Source organism: Tenacibaculum xiamenense (assembly GCF_964513065.1).
GTDB classification, from domain to species: Bacteria; Bacteroidota; Bacteroidia; order Flavobacteriales; family Flavobacteriaceae; genus Polaribacter; species Polaribacter xiamenense.
The window spans coordinates 190,233-207,347 of sequence record NZ_CAZEQU010000016.1 but is presented as its reverse complement, the minus strand read 5'-3'; the positions used below and the strand labels follow the sequence as shown (position 1 = coordinate 207,347).

Annotated in this window: 13 protein-coding genes; 1 reads left to right on the top strand and 12 read right to left on the bottom strand. The window is 32.9% G+C overall.

Annotated elements, in window-relative coordinates; all coding sequences use genetic code 11:
• Position 1 precedes the first annotated feature (1 nt).
• The 10 genes from ACKTTV_RS07625 to ACKTTV_RS07580 form a co-directional block, all read right to left on the bottom strand.
• A complete protein-coding gene (locus ACKTTV_RS07625; protein ID WP_408030233.1) occupies positions 2 to 694 on the bottom strand; it encodes an ion channel in 693 nt (230 codons plus the stop codon).
• A gap of 7 nt (positions 695 to 701) precedes the next feature.
• Positions 702 to 1,394, bottom strand: coding sequence for a DUF4377 domain-containing protein (locus ACKTTV_RS07620; RefSeq protein WP_408030232.1), 693 nt, complete (start codon positions 1,392 to 1,394; stop codon positions 702 to 704).
• A complete protein-coding gene (locus tag ACKTTV_RS07615; RefSeq protein ID WP_408030231.1) occupies positions 1,387 to 4,497 on the bottom strand; it encodes an efflux RND transporter permease subunit in 3,111 nt (1,036 codons plus the stop codon). The genes ACKTTV_RS07620 and ACKTTV_RS07615 overlap by 8 nt, the downstream gene beginning before the upstream one ends.
• 19 nt (positions 4,498 to 4,516) lie before the next feature.
• Positions 4,517 to 5,602 carry an efflux RND transporter periplasmic adaptor subunit gene (locus tag ACKTTV_RS07610; RefSeq protein WP_408030230.1) on the bottom strand — a complete coding sequence of 362 codons (1,086 nt, stop codon included), beginning with the start codon at positions 5,600 to 5,602 and terminating at the stop codon, positions 4,517 to 4,519.
• A 22-nt stretch (positions 5,603 to 5,624) separates the two neighbouring features.
• Positions 5,625 to 7,970, bottom strand: a complete 2,346-nt coding sequence (locus ACKTTV_RS07605; protein ID WP_408030229.1) for a TolC family protein — start codon at positions 7,968 to 7,970, stop codon at positions 5,625 to 5,627.
• A 225-nt stretch (positions 7,971 to 8,195) separates the two neighbouring features.
• Positions 8,196 to 8,771: a nucleotidyltransferase family protein gene (locus tag ACKTTV_RS07600; protein ID WP_408030228.1), complete on the bottom strand. Its 576-nt coding sequence runs from the start codon at positions 8,769 to 8,771 to the stop codon at positions 8,196 to 8,198.
• A gap of 2 nt (positions 8,772 to 8,773) precedes the next feature.
• On the bottom strand, positions 8,774 to 9,787 hold the full coding sequence (locus ACKTTV_RS07595; protein WP_408030227.1) for an XdhC family protein: 1,014 nt from the start codon (positions 9,785 to 9,787) through the stop codon (positions 8,774 to 8,776).
• Between the two features lie 119 nt (positions 9,788 to 9,906).
• Positions 9,907 to 12,057: a xanthine dehydrogenase family protein molybdopterin-binding subunit gene (locus ACKTTV_RS07590; protein WP_408030226.1), complete on the bottom strand. Its 2,151-nt coding sequence runs from the start codon at positions 12,055 to 12,057 to the stop codon at positions 9,907 to 9,909.
• Entirely contained in the window at positions 12,050 to 12,544 is a 495-nt protein-coding gene (locus ACKTTV_RS07585; RefSeq protein ID WP_408030225.1) for a (2Fe-2S)-binding protein, read from the bottom strand. Before ACKTTV_RS07585 ends, ACKTTV_RS07590 begins: the two co-directional genes overlap by 8 nt.
• Before the next feature lie 61 nt (positions 12,545 to 12,605).
• Positions 12,606 to 13,223, bottom strand: coding sequence for a hypothetical protein (locus ACKTTV_RS07580; protein WP_408030224.1), 618 nt, complete (start codon positions 13,221 to 13,223; stop codon positions 12,606 to 12,608).
• 235 nt (positions 13,224 to 13,458) lie between these two features.
• Here ACKTTV_RS07580 and ACKTTV_RS07575 point away from each other — a divergent pair, with 235 nt between their 5' ends.
• Positions 13,459 to 14,031 (top strand): TetR/AcrR family transcriptional regulator, encoded by a 573-nt coding sequence (locus ACKTTV_RS07575; protein ID WP_408030223.1) that lies wholly within the window; start codon positions 13,459 to 13,461, stop codon positions 14,029 to 14,031.
• Between the two features lie 705 nt (positions 14,032 to 14,736).
• On the opposite strand, the gene ACKTTV_RS07570 is transcribed toward ACKTTV_RS07575, so the two are convergent.
• Together ACKTTV_RS07570 and ACKTTV_RS07565 are read right to left on the bottom strand one after the other, a co-directional pair.
• Positions 14,737 to 16,302, bottom strand: a complete 1,566-nt coding sequence (locus ACKTTV_RS07570) for a protein adenylyltransferase SelO (RefSeq protein ID WP_408030222.1) — start codon at positions 16,300 to 16,302, stop codon at positions 14,737 to 14,739.
• A gap of 106 nt (positions 16,303 to 16,408) precedes the next feature.
• Positions 16,409 to 16,939, bottom strand: a complete 531-nt coding sequence (locus ACKTTV_RS07565; protein ID WP_408030221.1) for a TPM domain-containing protein — start codon at positions 16,937 to 16,939, stop codon at positions 16,409 to 16,411.
• Positions 16,940 to 17,115: the final 176 nt, after the last annotated feature.

Genomic DNA, 17,115 nt, shown 5'->3' with positions numbered 1-17,115 from the left:
GTTATTTTTCACTATTAATTATAGAGTGATTAATGTATTTGGTAACTATAATTGCTGTAACTATGGTTATATAAAACTGTCCTATGAGTCCTAATAAAATAGCTGCTTTTTGGGCGATAGGAATTGCAGGTATAATTTCACCATAACCAATAGTGAGCAAAGTTATAAAAGAATAATACAATAAACTCTCTGCATGAAATCTAAAATCAGTAGATTGATCAACCAATACACCAGTAAAAGCATGGGAGTGGGTTAGGTCAATTGAAATAAATAAAAAGAATCCTAAGAAGCCAAGAGAAATATAACCTGATATTAGTCCTAGAATAACTTTTCTATCTACTTTTTTCTCTTTCCAAACTTGTTTGATGATGTTCCAAGTAACAATGATATTAATGATAAAGTAAACGAATAATCTTACTAATAAATACTCATCAGTTTGGGCTTTTCTTATAAACATATCACCTCCAAACATTAGCAAGGACACAAAGAATAATCCAGTACAAAACCAAAGTGATTTTTTGTTTTTGGAAATCATTAGAATTCCTGTAAGCGTATTTAAAGAGTATAATATTGGAAGAAAAATATTCTCGAAAATAGCCTTTGGAAATACTAATGATCCAAATAATACTATTATCTGAATAGATAAGTAGAGTTCAAATCGTTGTTTGTATAAGTGTTTGTAAGCTTTGATCATATAGTTGTTAATCGACTTTTTTTAATCGAACAATTTCTTTTTTATCACCATTAAAAAAGTGCAAATTGTTGTTTTTTATTTGATATGAATTTGTCTCAGCGAGAGCTCTAAAAAAAGAGTCTTCAAGTTTCATATTTTGACACATCATTTTAGTACTCATCATTCTTTCGTCGAAATTTAAAGTGTTTCCTGAAAGTTTTTTAATACTTCCATTAAATCTATTACAGGCACCTTTTCCAAATACTCTGTTTTCAGAAAGATTAATTTCCATTTGAGGTCTTTCATTTTCACTTTTGATTGAAATAGGAGTTCCATTTAAATGTGTTAGAACCCAAATATCATTTAGGTTTAACTTTGTATCTGGTGTTTTCGAAATCACTTCAATTAATTTATATTTTTTAGTTGAAGCATCAGCTGGAACCGAGCTCGGATCTAAAGAGGTAACTGATACTTTTAATTTATAAATGTTTCCAGGAACATAGTTGAAACCTTCAATTTCATCGTAAAAAAGAGTCCAATTATCTTTATTTAATTCATTTCCTGTATGAATTTGCATGCATTGCATTGGAGCTACACCTGTACAAGGAACTTTGCTGCTATTTACCCATATGACTTGATGAGAATTTGTTTTGTTTACAGCACAAGCTGTTAGCATTAATGCTCCAATAATTAAAGAAATTATTTTGTTCATATTATTCATCTAAAAGGTTTTTGTTAAAAGTATAATTTTTATAGTTCACCTTAAATAAAATACTGTATAAAGATGGAATAAATAGTAAGGTAATAACTGTACCAAAAAGGAGTCCAACCATAATACTAACAGCCATTCCTTCCCACATTTCACCTCCAGAAAGGTATAATGGTATTAGCCCTAAAACGGTGGTAAAGGTAGCTAGTAGAATAGGCCTGAATCTTTGTAAACATGCAGCAATCACAGAATCTTGATCAGTTTTACCTGAGTTTTGTTCAATTTCCATTCTGTCAATTAGTACAATGGCGTTATTGATTACAATTCCAGCCAAAGAAATAACACCTAAGAAAGGCATGAAACCAAAGGGTTCTCCAAAGGTTAATAAGCCAACCACCACACCAATAATTCCAAGAGGAATTGTTAGTACTACCATTCCCATTTTTCTAAATGAATTAAATTGAATAATAAGTAGTAGTAAAATTATGAATCCGGATAACGGTAAGTATTTGATTACAGATCCCATGCTTTCAGCAGATTGTTCGGCATCACCTCCTAATTCATAAGTGTATCCTTGCGGCCAATTTTGACTAACTTCTTCTAGCCAAGGAGTAACAACAGACATGATGGCACTCGCATTTGCTCCTTCTCTCAATTTTGAAGAAATGTTTACAGTTCTTCTTAAATTAAGACGCTTTATTTTAGAGAATTGCCATTGAGGAACAATATCCGCAACTTGTAATAAGGGAATACTTTTTCCACTTCCTTGAGCAAAAACATGCAATGTTTCCAATGATGCTAATGTTTGTTGTTGACTGTTATTACTACGAAGTAAAATAGGAATAGATTTATTATCCTCTCTATATTCTCCTGTGTTAAAACCATCAAGCACTGTTTGAAGAGAAACTGCAATGTCTTGACTAGAGATACCGGCTTTTTGAGCGCGGTTTTGATCTATCTCTATCAAGAATTTTTTACTTTTTGGTCCCCAATCATCTTTAATATTTTTTGTTCCAGCTACTGAGAAAAGTTTTGCTCTAACTGCTTGGGCAATATCGGCGAGTTGGTCTGGATTTTCTCCAGATATTTTTATTTCTATAGGATCACCTCCACCACCTGCACCAAGAGCACCAACTTTAATATCTGCATTTGGGAAGTTTTGAAAACAATAGGCATCCAGTTTTGTAATCATACTTTTGTTTTCCTCAAAAGAAGAAGTGTTTACTAAAATATGAGCATAACTAGAGTTAGCTTCGTCTTGGGTATAACCAAGATCATATGATTCAGGTCCTTGCCCAATGTAGGAAGACCAATCTACAATTCCCTTTTCATTTTCTTTAGAAGTTTTCAAAGAGTCTAACATAAACTCTTCTATTTGACTTACAATTTCTGAAGTCCTTTCAATTTTGGTTCCTAAAGGTAAGTTAACATCTATAGTAATCATATTCCTATCACTATCAGGAAAGAATACGAATTCTACTTTAGTGAAACCATAAAGTGACAAAAAGAAAGCGATAAAAATAGTGATGATTACTTTCCATTTATTAGATAGCGCAAATAAGATTAGATCTTTATAATAGACTTTAAGAGTGTTAATTGTTTTGTCAATGAAGCTTACTTTTTTCTCTTCGTTGGTATCTACTTTGAAAAATAAAAAGCAGAACATAGTTATCACTGTTAAAGCAATAATCCATGAAGAGAGCAATGCTATGGTGATGACAACGAATATTGGACCAACAATATCCCCCATGGTTGTTGGAGACATGTAAAAGGCTAAGAAGGCGGCCGAAGTAGTTAAAGTGGAAATTAATAGAGGCATCCATAATTCAGAAAAAGCTTCAACAGCGGAATCATATTTACTTGTTCCTTGTTCCATTTTTACCATAATGGTTTCAGCAACCACAATCGCATTATCTACAAGCATTCCTAAAGCCATGATAAGAGCTGCAAGAGTAACTTGGTTTAGCCCCATATTAATAACTCCCATAATCATTAAAGTCATAATAGTTACAATAGGAATTAAACTCGCAATAACAAAACCTGTTCTTATACCTAGAAATATTAGCATAACGGCTAATACAATACCAATTGATTGGAGAAGATTAGAAATAAAGTCATCAATCTTTACATCAATATAGGTGTCTAAAGAAGAAACTCTTGTTAGCTCAAGCCCCACAGGAAGCTTTGCTTCCCATTCATTTACAACTGAGTTTACGGCTTCTCCTAATTTGATAACATTCGCTCCTTTTTTTAAGTTAACATGTAGAGAAATAGCTGTTTTACCATTAACATTTACAATTTGGGTTGAAGGATCTATATATCCTTTTTTTACATCGGTAATAAGTCCTAATTTGACTAATTGGCTACCATTTCCAACGGGAATTAGTAATTCTTTTATGTCATTTACAGAATTGAAATTACCTGTAGGTTCTAGAATAATTCGTTCATTACCCACATTTACTTGACCTCCAGAACTTAGAATATTAGTTGAAGAGATAAATTGTTGTAGTTTAGAAGAAGAAAGTCCGTATTCTTTTAAGCGAGTATTATCAAACTCAATAAAAACTCTTTCATCCTGAACGCCACCCAGGGTAACTTTAGCAGCATCTGGTAGTTTTATAAGATCGTCTTTAATGTCGTCGGCATAGTCTTTTACTTGAGCATATGAAAACCCATCAGAAGTTAATCCTACAACAATACCATAAACATCACCAATTCCGTCGTCATTTAAATTTGGAACGACTCCTTGTGGTAATCCTTGCATGGCATTTAACTTTCTACGCAAACGATCCCATACAGATTGCATGTCTTTTTGTTTTACTTCATCTTTTAAAAACACTGAAACTACTGATAGTCCAGTTCTTGAAGTACTTGTAACATCTTTTAATTCTGGTAATTCCTGTGCTATTTTTTCTATTTTATCACTTACAAGTTGTTCAACTCTTTCTGGACTGGCTCCTGGAAATATAGAAACAACTGTAGCAACACGAACCGTGTAAGGAGGCATACTATCTCTAGAGAGCCCTGAATACATCACAACTCCCATTAAAATAATAGTAGCTAAAACAGTGAATGTAATCCTGTTTTTATCTATTGAAAATTTTGCTAAATTCATTTGATTGGTTCGTTTTAGTTTATTGAAGTTTTATTTCTTGCCCCTCTAATAGTGTTTGTAATCCTGCGGTCGCAATCTTTTGGCCAGCATTGAGTCCAGATTTTATAATAAAACCTTCTGAGGTTAATTCACCAATGGTAACTTGTTGTTTGGTAACAGTATTTTTGTCTCCTTCGTTGATTAGAAATACAAAGTTTCCTTTGCTGTCTTCACCTACTGCATTTGCTGGAACTACTAATTCTTTAACTTCGTCTTTTGATCCATTTCCAAAATGAAAAGTAACATTGGCAGCCATTCCACTTTTAATTTCGTTTGTAGCATTCAATAAAGCGATTCTAACAGGGTATGTAGCTGTATTTGCATCAACAGCAGGAGAAACCTCAGTAACTTTACCTTTAAAGTTTTTACCTTCTAAAGAAGAAAAAGAGATATCTACCTCCATGTTTTCTTTTACTTGATTAATAACACTTTCAGGTAATCCTAAAGAAATTTCCATATCAGTACCGGCGTTTAACGTTGCAATAGTTTGACCAGGACTAACATTTTCATCAATTTCAGCATTAACCGAAGCAATAATTCCATTTTCTGGTGCAATTAAATACCCGAACTTAATTTGTTCTTTTTGTAGTTCTACACTTTGTTTAGCAGAATTATATGAGTTTTTTGCTGAGGTGTATTGGTTCTTTGCTGATTCATAATTGCTTAACGCAACACTCCCTTTTTCGAATAGGGTTTTAGTTCTGTCTAAACTCAACTTTGCCGTGTTCATAGAAGATTCTGCACTGTTAAGTGAAGATAGAGCGCTTTGATAATTCAGTCTAGCTTGAACATTATCTAATGTAGCAAGTTGTTGTCCTTTTCTAACTTTTTGACCAATTTTAATGTTGAATTTTGTGATAATTCCAGAGCTTCTAAAACTCAGTTTAATAATCTTATCAGTACGTGAAGTTCCACTAAATGATTGTGTTTTGTCTCCTCCAAAATAACCTACAGACTTATATAGCACTGGACGAATTAATTTTTTTTCTTGTTGTGCTTCTTTTCCACAAGAAATACATATGATTAAAAGGAAAGAATATGTAAATAGTTGAATTAAATATTTCATTGGTAAATGTTTTAAAAGCTAGTTAATTTTTTGATAATAAATACCCTTGAAAGCGTTGTGTAAATTGATCGTTTTCTGCTTTTGAGTGTAATAAAAAGAAGTATCCAATACTGCGCTCAAGCTGAATGGCATTGCTTAAAAAGTTGTAAACGGCATTTGCTTTTGCCAATTGAGCGTTTAAATAGTTGTTTTGCGCGTCAATCAACTGCACAAAATTAACAGCTCCTTCTTGATACGAGGACTGAATAAGCTCTAAAGATTCTTTAGCTGTTTCCTCAGATACTTTTGATAAGCCTATGTTTGATATTTGATTAATCAAATTAAGAACACCACTTCGAACATTCACCGAAATAGCGAGTTCACTATTTTGTTGGTTATACTCAATTTGCTCTTTCTGAATAATAGCAGTTTGCTTATCAATATTGTTAGTGTTTCTATTAAAAATGGGTAAGGAAACATTCAAACCAACATTATAATTGCTATCAACTAAGTTGAATCCTGGAGGAGGTGTACTACCTTCGCCACTTCGATTAAAAGTATGATTGTATTGCCCTTGAAGTGCAACAGTAGGTAAAAATCGATTGCTTCCACTTAATTTAATCGAACGTTTCGTGGCGTTTAAGTTATAACCGAGTGATTTTAACTCAGGAGCATTCTTTTTGGCTTCTTCAATTAAGAAAGCAATAAAGGGCTCTCGTGTGGTGGGATTATCCAGTAACTCGGTTAGTTGTTGATAATTGTAATCTTTATATATACCTCTATCTAAATATGCGTCATCCACATCAATACGCATTTCTATTGGATTGTTTAACACTTGGTTTAAAGCAATAAATCCTTGCTCTAATTGATTAATAGCTTCTACCATAACTTGAGTGTTTTGAGCTAACTCACTTCGAAATCGTAATACATCAGATTTTCCCGATTGCCCTATTTCAAAATTTTCTTGAGCAATTTGGAGATTTCGTTTGGTGAAGTCTAAGTTTCTTTGCCTTATTTGAGCGTTAGCTTTTAGTATAAGGGTATTGAAATAGGTTTGTGAAGCATTTAAAATAGTGTTAAGTTCTTCAGAATTATAAGATTCTACCTGAGCTTTTTCTAAGTTTTTTTGAATGGTAATATTGGCATTTGCGGCTGGAGAGAACACAGTTTGTTGTAAGGTGAGATTTCCTGAAACAGAAAATTCTGGATTTTGCCCATTACTAACCTGCGCCAATTTAGGATCAATATAGGTTCCGGTAGCTGAAGATGTAAGACTAGGCAAGTAATTACTTTTTGCCGATTTTACATTTTGTTGACTCAGTTCTATGTTCTTTTTATTGGCTAATAAACTTAAGTTTTTACCAGTTACTTGACTCATAACATCCAATAAATTGTATTGTTTTTCAGCCAGAACATTTTTCATTTCCCCAACAAAGTCAGTAGTATTTATCAAACTGTATTTTATAGGTACTCCTATTGCAGTTGCGGTATTGTAGTTTATAGTTAAACGTGGACTTGATTCTATATAAACAGGCATTTCAGAAAGAGGCGTTCCGTTAATGTAATTTTCAACAGTTAAGGCAACACGACGAATAAATTGATCAGAATTATTTTCAGATTGGTTGGTCGCCATAATTCCATTTCGAACATCTTTAATGCTATTAATAGTGAATGAAGGAAGTTTCTTTTCAATTAAAATATTTGACAACTCTTTAACTTCATTATCAGACATAAAGAAACCACCAGCTATATAAACGGCATCAATATCGTTCAAATTTGAAATAATATCGCTGCTGTTTCTATAAGAAATAAGTTTGTAACTCGTGTTAAGTAACTGCATTTCCTTGTCAAGAATCTCTTTAAAAGAAAGCATTTCTACAACTTGTTTTTCAATGATAATCCCTACTTTTTTGAAGTTAGTAAGCTCTTGTAAGCTTTTTAAGTCGGTCAAGTATGATTGTGAGTTAATTAAATAGGTGAAATTCTTGGTGCCAGAAGTCACTTTGGAAAAATCAATAGTATTAAAATCTCGATTAATAGCTCCAAATAAAATAGTTGGTTTTTCATATGATTTCTGTTCTTCAATAATTTTACTATTAACAATACCAAAAGCTAGAATCATATTTACTGATGGCTCGTTTACCAAATTTTGATAATTGTTTTTCGCAGCTTCTAAATTGTAGTTGTTAACTAAAAAGTTTGTGTCTTTAAAAAGGATATTTGCGTCTTCTCCAACAATAGTAACAATCTGTTTTTTTAATTGTTTGAGTAGGGGAGTAACCTCTTCAGTGTAATTGTCCATTAGGATACCAATATTGTAGCTTTTTTTCGTTTGAGCATACGAAATAGAGAGCCACAACACTAGTAAAAGTGTGGGTAGTTTTCTCATTTATTAATGTTTTTTGTTAGAAAAGGACTTCTGAATATTGGGGGAGTATATCAAATGTAAAAAAAAACAATAGAACAAAAAAATGTTCAATATTGTTACATTTTGTGTAATATTATTCTTTGAAACATGTTGAATATTTAGGGTGTATGTTGGGTTTTTCTATTGTATTAATTAATAAAATTTGTTTGATTCAATTCAATATTTACACCAGTAAAGTTTTACTAGCTATTGTGCATATTGTTCATATTCCTCTTGAGTATCGATATCGACCAAGTTAACTTCTGACATTTTGAATATATTATCCGAGAGCTTATTCAATAACTCTTTAGCTCCTTTATCACCAGACATAGTTGTCAAGTACTGATAGTATTTTCTTGGGAAAAGTGCAGGAACCCCTATTCGTTTGCCATAGTTAGAAGCTATTATTTTATTTGGATTACTTTCTGATTTGGAAATAATGTTTTTTAAATAATTTTTAAGAACAAACGGTTGGTCTGCAAGTATTATTAGTGCATTATCGAAATCTTTCGATATTATATAATTAATTCCAGCCGAAATACTACTACTTAAACCTTCTTGATATTGAGCGTTGTAAACAAAGTTTAACTTATGCTCGAAAATACTATCTTCCACTTGTTGTCGATTGGCTCCGGTAACGCATATTACTTCTGTATTTGTAATATTCATAGCTTGCTCTACTGTCCATCCTAACAATGTTGTATGCTTGTAAGGAAGCAGTTGTTTAGCCGTTCCCATTCGGGAAGACATTCCTGCGGCAAGTATGATAATAGCGGTTTTCATATTTATGAATGAATATTACCAATAATTTTCTTTAAAGAAAATACTTCTTTGTTTCTTGTTACGGATAAAATTTCTGCAACGATTGACAAAGCTATTTCCTCAGGAGTAATAGCTCCAATATTTAACCCTGCGGGAGTATGAATTTTATCTAAAAATTCGTCGGATACATCAGGTGTAACTTCAAAAAGTTCATTGAATAACTTTTCTCTCCTCTTTGCTGCACCTAACACACCAATGTATGCTGGATTCGTTTCTTGTAAGCGAACAAGATATCTTAAATCATAAGTGAAATTATGATTCATAATAACAATTGCTGTATGTTGATTAATATGTTTTAATTCAATAAGTTCAGGAGTTTGAGCAATTACTGAGTTAGCTCCAGGAAAATCTTTTAACTGTTTCGGATCTTTTATCGAGGTAACTATATCAACTTGCCAACCAAGTAATGTTCCTTGGCTACAAAGTTTTACGGCATCGTGCTCCCCACCAATAATTAATAGTCTAAAAAGTGGAGATAAATTTTGCTTGAATACATCTGGTAATGAAATATCAATTTCTTTATGCTTGGCAAAAGAAAAGTTTTGCTTACCTAACTTAATAATTGATCCAAAAGAACCTTCTGTTTCATCTCCTAAACTATAATAAGATTCAATTGAAAGGTGATTTCTGTTATTAATGGTATTCACGAATTCAGCAGCAAATTTATTTGAAACATAAAATGGCTCCAACAGAATGTATAAAATACCTTCACATCCTAAGCGATACCTTCCGTCGTAAGCAATTACTTTAGGTTGATTAGAGTCAAAAACAGATTGAGCGCGTCTTTGAACTTCTTTTTCAACACATCCGCCACTCACGGCACCTGTAATGACGCCGTTTGATGCCAATAACATACGAACTCCAGGTTTTCGATAAGATGAGCCATCTAAATGTACAACGGTGGCCAATACATTAGCGATTCCTTGTTGCTGATTTAGTAATGCTTGTTGTATTATATCTTTGAGTTCGTGAGTCATATGAATGGTTAAAAAGTTAGTTCTTTTCTAAAAATAACGATATTTCTATTGCGTAGATAAATTAGGAGTAATCTTTAACAGTATTTTAATTTGATTACTCCTAAAGTACAATCCTAAAACTATCCTTCTAATCTTAAAGGTAAATCTGTTAATCGCTTCCCAGTAATTCTTCTTACAGCATTTCCAATGGCAGCTGCAATTGGTCCCATAGGAGGTTCTCCAACGGGTAAGGGTATGTCTTTTCCTTGTATAAAATGAACATCTATTTCTTTTGGTGAATGTTTCATTAATGCCATATCGTACGGGCCGTATATTGTTGGATAAAGTTCTCCATCTTCAAGTGTCATTTTTTCAAACATTGCAGCACTCATTCCCATAATAATGGATCCTTCACATTGTGCTTTTACTTGATCTGGATTTACAATTAATCCGCAATCGAAGGCACAAACTACTTTATGAACTTTAATCATGTTATTTTCTACAGATACATCAACAACATGAGCGGCAGGAGAGTTACTATCTGTTGAAGCAGCAAATCCCATTGCACGATTACCGTTTACTTTGTCTGAGTAATTCGCTTTATCTGAGGCTAGTTTAATTATGTTTTTAATTCTCAGAGGAAGTTCTTCATCAGTGAGTTGAGCCAATCTAAAATCTATAGGGTTTTTATTTGCTTTAATGGCCATTTCATCAACAAAACTTTCAATGGCAAATGTATTTGCTAGTAAGCCTAAACTTCGCCACCAACTTGTTGCAAAAGGTAATGTTGTATGCCATTGTACCGCTCTATAATTTGGAATGTTGGTATACATTATATTTCCTCCGCGCATAGCTCCAACGTCGGTTCCTAATACGGAATGCAAAGCATTTGGAATAATAATTGAACCAACAGCAACATCACCACTTGCATAATGATGTTCTAAATTTTCTAGTAAACCATTACTATTTAATTTACCCTTTAGAATATGATGTGTTGGAGGTCTGAATAAATCGTGCTGGAATTCTTCTTTTCTACTAAAGATATATTTAACTGGTTTTCCAACTTCTTTTGAAAGCGTAACAGCGTCAATGGCGTGATTCGTATTTAATCTTCTTCCAAAGCCCCCTCCTAGGTAAGTAGGAATAATATTTACTTTCTTCGAATCAATATTAAATGCTTCAGCAACATGTTCTTGTGTTTTTCCGGGTACCTGAGTGGATAGAATAACAGTGATATCATCAGTTGAATAGGAAGCGACCGCCCCGTTAGGCTCAATTTGAGCGTGAGCGCCAATAGGACTCGAAAACTCCATGGTGATCATCTCGGAATCATTTTCTTCAAGTTGATCTCCTTTTTTCTGAGTAATCATTTCATTCCCTTTGCCAACTTTCAGAATATCTCTAATTTCAGCTTCAGTCCATTTATTAGGAATATCCCATTCTATGCTTAATAGATGTTTCGCAGCTAGTGCCTGAGCATAAGATTGTGCAACAATACCTATCCAATTATCATTTCTAACGATTTTAACAACACCATTTGCCGTTTTTGAGTTACTATCGTCAACGTTTTTTATGGTAGCTCCAATAGCACTTGGTCTAACAATAATTCCATATAGCATATCAGGTAGTTCGGCGTCTAAACCAAAAATTGGATCACCAAAAACCTTTGCATCTAAATCAATTCTTTTGATAGGTTTTCCGATAAACTTAAAAGAAGATTCTTTTAAAGGAGGAGTATCTGGAATCTCCCATTTTGTAACTCCTTTGGCGGCTTCAGAATAGGTTATTGCCTTTCCTTCACCTGAAATAATACCATCTTTAGTTTGTAATGAGCTAGCATCGATTCCTAGTTTTTTACCAGCTTCAATTTTGAGCATTTCTTTCATAGTAGCTGATAGCTCTCTTAAAGGTTTCCATAATCCACCAACTGATAAACTACCTCCTGTACTCATACCATCAATAACTCCAGTTTTTGTAGCCGCACCGATGACGTCAATTTGATTAAGAGTTACATCCATTTCCTCGGCAATCATTTGCGCAAAGCTTGTAAAAGATCCTTGTCCCATTTCTACTTTAGGAGAATGAAAAAGCACCTTATTATCTTCAGTGAGTTCGAACCATAGATTTGGTTCAGTCCCGCTTCCCATATACATAGGCGCCATAGTTTCTGTCATCTCTAATACACTTCTCCTTATAGGATTTCTGAAAACATAAGTTCCAACGGCTAATACTCCTAGAGTTCCTAAACCACCACGAACTAAAAATTTGCGACGTGAAATATTTTTACTCATGGCTTTCTGTTTTAGTTTCTGTTGATTGATTGTTTAATTCAGCAGCTCTATGAATGGCTTTTCGCATTCTATAATACGTTGCGCAACGACATATATTAACAATGTTATTGTCAATATCCTCGTCTGTTGGGTTAGGGTTTTGGTTTAATAAAGCCGCAGTGGCCATCATAAAACCAGGTTGACAGTATCCACATTGAGGAACTATTTCATCAATCCAAGCTTGTTGCACTGGATGAGGTTTTTCTTTTGTTCCTAAACCTTCAATTGTTGTAATATTTTTGCCTTCGGCGAATTTTACAGCATATGAGCAAGAACGTACAGCTTCACCATTTACATGAAGAGTACAGGCTCCACATGCCGCTTTTCCGCATCCGAATTTTGTGCCTTTCAGATTTAACAAATCGCGAACAACCCAAAGTAGTGGAGTGTTTGGATCATCTATATCAATTGTTGAAGGTGAATTATTTATGTTAAATGAGATTTTCATCTGTTTGATTTTGTTTTCGTTTACAGTGGTTAGATGTAGTTAGTACGATATTGATGATACCTTACTTTTCTGGTATAATGGCACCGTTTTTAAACCATTTTTTTACGGCTTTTATATATTCATCTTTAGGAACGGGAGGTTGTTCCCTTGGAATTCCATTGGCGTTGACACCAGGAGTCCAAGCCCATAAAACAAGAGCGTGTTCGGTTAAGTGGTGCATTACTTCTTCATGACTTCGGTTGCCATTATTTTCACGATTCAACATTGATTTGGCTATTTCTACTCTTGATAAACCTTCCCAATGCATACTTTGCGGAGCTAAACTCCATTCAGGCGCCCCAGGAACACCAGAGAAGTTGTTGTTCTCATTTTGATGGCAAGTTGTGCATTTTGTTGCTTGGTAGCCCATGTTGTTTTCACCTCGAGTCATTCCGAAATAATGAGGATGACTATCCTCTCCTTGCTTTGGAACATTATCACTCGGGTGACAGTTAACGCAGCGTTTGTGAGTTAAAACATCCATCATCTTATTAAATGCTTCATGAGTTTCCTCATTGTTTATTTTTTTAGCGGAGGAAATTTTACGGTAATCGGTTTTTTTCGCATTAACTGTAGATGCAAATACCAAACCTGTAATCAGAAGTAAAGGAATGATTAGCTGTAAAACGTTTTTTTTCATCTGTTTTGGGTTTTTAAGAGTCAGATGGAACGGATTTTTAAAAGATTTTACTCTTTATATCATATCGGTTTCATGGTTAGTTTTAGTAAGTGAGTACTCACTTACTTTTTAAGGTATAAGAATACAGATAATTACGTATAAATTTAGCTTTTTTTATCATGTTTTTACCGCAGTGGTTGAAATTTAGAAAAATTCTAAATAATAACGGTGTTTTTTTGTGAAATCCGAGGTCATTTTGAGTAAATTTGGAGACTATAATGATATTTTCATCCCCCTGAAAAATATGACGGACAAACAACAAAGAATATTAGAAGTGGCCTTGCAGTTATTTGCTAAAGAAGGTTATAATTCAGTAACAACGGCCAAAATAGCTAAAGAGGCTTGTGTTTCTGAGGGACTTATATTCAAACATTTTAAAAATAAAGAAGGTTTACTAGATACAATCAAACAGTTGCTCAAAGAGAAGCTAGATAAAATAGGTGAGGAACTTGTTTTGATAAAAGACCCAAAAGGAATTTTAAAAAGAGCAATCGAAATAATATTTGAAATTGACAAAAACGATTATGATTGTTGGAGACTGCAGTATCAATTAAAGATGGATCCTAATTTTAATGCGTTCGAAAATAAAAAGCCTTTTATCGATTTACTCACAGGAGTATTTACGAAGTTGGAGTATGAAGATCCAAGTCAGGAAGCTTTTTTGTTTTACTATATTAACGATACCACGTTTTTACAATTATTAGAAGGAAATATTTCAGATAAGGAAAGCTACAAACAATTTTTGTTTAAAAAGTACGATTTAATTTAAGAGTTATATAAGATAATTGAGCTTTGGATTTTATCTGTTGTTCACTCTGATCGTTTTGTAAACGATTATTTCAATTCAGTTTACTCAATATGGCTATTTTGCTTAAATAATAGTCATTTATGAGTTCTATTAGAGCTGATAAATACTCAAAATAGGAAAAGGATACTATTTTTTTGCGAATTAATTAGTTGTTGAGAGCATTTAGTGTTTTTAAGTTTGTATGTTGTTGATAATGTTTTTGTTGTATGTGAAAGTGGTCTTTTTTAATAATTGAAGTTTAGCCTGTTTCTTTAGTTTTTTGTTAATTATTAAAGGTTTTACTAAGAAAAAAGTTCGCATTTAAGACATTTTTTTGCTCTATTTTCCAAAAACAGTACTACAATTATACTTTAGGGGTATTAATAAAGAAGGAATCATTTTCCTTTACATTATAATTCCCTAAAAACAATTATTATGTTATTCGTTTACCTTACATCAAACAAGAAAATTAACATTTACATTCCGAACCCTCAAGAGACTAAATTTTATTTGGATTTTAGTTTGAACTAATTAATTTTCTTAATTAGGTCAAGAATATTTCATTTTGCTTGAATATAGTATAGAGAAAGTATCACTTAAAAACTGCGTAATTTTTAACGGTTAATTCTAAAAAAAGAATACTACTTAAAAAGAGAAGTTTTTAAGTAATACTTTTATTAATGTGTGTTAAGAGCTACAAGATAACATAGAGCAACCTACTTTATTTCTTGCCCATTCTGGTCGTTTGGCAAACCATTTTTGAAACTCCGGTTGCTCATCATATGGCTTTTTAAGTATAGTATATAGTTCATCAATAAGTTTATACTCACCTTTATTAGCTTCATCAATTGCTAATTGTGCCATATAATTTCTTAATACATATTTGGGGTTTATCGTATTCATATATGTCAATCGTTCTGCGTCAGAAGCAGATTCTTGTTGAAGACGTTGTAAATAGAGCGTGAACCAATCTTCCCAGTGTTGTTTTGTTTCTTCTTTAAACTCAATTTCATTGTAGAAAGCTTCCTTAATTTTTTCGATAGCCTCTTCTACATTTTCTGTTTTGTTTATTTGTGCTAGATTTCTGAAGAAAATCGTCATATCCGTTTCAATTAATTGAAGTGTTTCTTCAAGTTTACCTATAATTTCTTTGTCTTTAGAATCCTTCTCTTTTAATCCTAGTTTTGTTCGCATCATTTCCAGGTATTTTTCTTCGTAAAGAGGATTGTATTCTTCTAATAATTTTTGAAGAGGATCTACTTCTTCAACTAGTGGGTAAAGCGCATTGGTTAGTTGAAATAAATTCCATAATCCGATATACGATTGGTTTCCATAGCGATAACGACGATGTTGTGCATCGGTAGTGTTAGGAGTCCAACTTGAATCATATCCTTCTAACCATCCATAAGGGCCATAATCAATGGTAAGCCCTAAGATTGACATATTATCTGTATTCATAACACCATGAACAAAACCAACACGTTGCCAATGAATTATCATATCAATGGTTCTATTTCGAACCTCTTTGAAAAAATCAAGGTACTTATCCTTTCCAGAACTTTTAATCTCAGGATAAAAATTTGAGATTGTATAATCAGCTAATTGTTTTAGTATAGGGTAATTCTTTCTTGCCGAATGTATTTCGAAACTTCCGAAACGAATAAAATTAGGAGCTACACGACATACAATGGCTCCTTTTTCATAAGCGGGATTTCCATTGTATAAAATATCTCTTAAAACTTGATCTCCAGAAAGACTTAACGATAAGGCTCGGGTGGTAGGAATACCGAGGTGATACATGGCTTCACTACACAAGTATTCTCGAATAGAGGAACGTAAAACGGCCAACCCGTCTGCCGATCTTGAATATGGAGTTTCTCCAGCTCCTTTCAATTGAACAGCCCATTGTTTATTGTTGTGATTCACTTCAAACAAATTGATAGCTCGTCCATCACCTAGTTGTCCAGCCCAGTTTCCAAATTGATGCCCACCATAGCACATAGCATAGGGATGGGTATCTTGATAAACTTTATTTCCAGTAAATACATGAAGAAAATCAGGAGAAGAGCTTTCTTCTTTGGAAATTCCTAATTCATCTAACATTTCATCCGAAGCATGTAAAAGCTGTGGTTTTGCTGTTTTCTTAGGAGTAACATATGAAAAACAAGCATCCAAAACTTGTCTTCTTGTGTTTTCCAATTTTTTATCAGCAGGTAATTCTTTACTAAAGGTATTGTTAATCTGGAGTTTCATAAAATCGACAGGTTTGTGTCTTATTACAAAGATACTGAAGAATTATGAGCTTGTATTCGTGTTTAAGAGAAGGTTAGGGAAAATTATACCATGGTTAAATTTTTTATTATTTCCATTTTCGGATTATCTCTTCAAGACCTTTTTTTACTCCTGAGTAATAATTATCTTTTTTAAATTCAGGTATAATGGTATTGTCTATAATCTCAGCACATATTTCATCGGTAAGTATTTTTTCAGTACCAAAACCAGTGGCAATACTTATTTTTCGACAAGGTTTACAAAGTACAATGATAAGTCCGTTATCTTTTTCTTTTGTTCCTACGCCCCAATATCTACCTAGGTCACTAGCAAATTTTTGTAAGTTCTTATAAGGTTCAATAGAACCAACGGTTACAATTACAATTTGATTCGTCGTTTTTATGTTATAATCATGCAAAGTTTTAGTGAGTTCCAATTCTTCTTCATGGTTGAAAATAAAATCATAATCATTAACAATGGTACTGTTTTCTTTGGTTATTCTATATTTTTCTACCGTGTTGAAATCAAATATTCTGTCATCTTTTTGAACTGTAGCAGTTCTACAAAAAGAGAAATTTAAACAGATAAATAGTAATAGTAGGTATTGGATGATTTTCATAGCAAACTATTTTAGAAGTTTTTTTATTATGGATAACAAATATAATTCTTGACATTTTAAAATCTAAACTAACTACATTTTTTCGTTTAAAACTAACTCTTTTACAATCAGTATTGAAATGGTTTTTTGTTGCTAAAAGTTAGCTTCCTTTGAGAAGAAATGTAGCCTGTTGAGTC

Coding starts and splice junctions, on each gene's coding strand:
- ACKTTV_RS07625 (WP_408030233.1), bottom strand. CDS start 694: ATGATCAAAGCTTACAAACACTTATACAAACAACGATTTGAACTCTAC.
- ACKTTV_RS07620 (WP_408030232.1), bottom strand. CDS start 1,394: ATGAATAATATGAACAAAATAATTTCTTTAATTATTGGAGCATTAATG.
- ACKTTV_RS07615 (WP_408030231.1), bottom strand. CDS start 4,497: ATGAATTTAGCAAAATTTTCAATAGATAAAAACAGGATTACATTCACT.
- ACKTTV_RS07610 (WP_408030230.1), bottom strand. CDS start 5,602: ATGAAATATTTAATTCAACTATTTACATATTCTTTCCTTTTAATCATA.
- ACKTTV_RS07605 (WP_408030229.1), bottom strand. CDS start 7,970: ATGAGAAAACTACCCACACTTTTACTAGTGTTGTGGCTCTCTATTTCG.
- ACKTTV_RS07600 (WP_408030228.1), bottom strand. CDS start 8,771: ATGAAAACCGCTATTATCATACTTGCCGCAGGAATGTCTTCCCGAATG.
- ACKTTV_RS07595 (WP_408030227.1), bottom strand. CDS start 9,787: ATGACTCACGAACTCAAAGATATAATACAACAAGCATTACTAAATCAG.
- ACKTTV_RS07590 (WP_408030226.1), bottom strand. CDS start 12,057: ATGAGTAAAAATATTTCACGTCGCAAATTTTTAGTTCGTGGTGGTTTA.
- ACKTTV_RS07585 (WP_408030225.1), bottom strand. CDS start 12,544: ATGAAAATCTCATTTAACATAAATAATTCACCTTCAACAATTGATATA.
- ACKTTV_RS07580 (WP_408030224.1), bottom strand. CDS start 13,223: ATGAAAAAAAACGTTTTACAGCTAATCATTCCTTTACTTCTGATTACA.
- ACKTTV_RS07570 (WP_408030222.1), bottom strand. CDS start 16,302: ATGAAACTCCAGATTAACAATACCTTTAGTAAAGAATTACCTGCTGAT.
- ACKTTV_RS07565 (WP_408030221.1), bottom strand. CDS start 16,939: ATGAAAATCATCCAATACCTACTATTACTATTTATCTGTTTAAATTTC.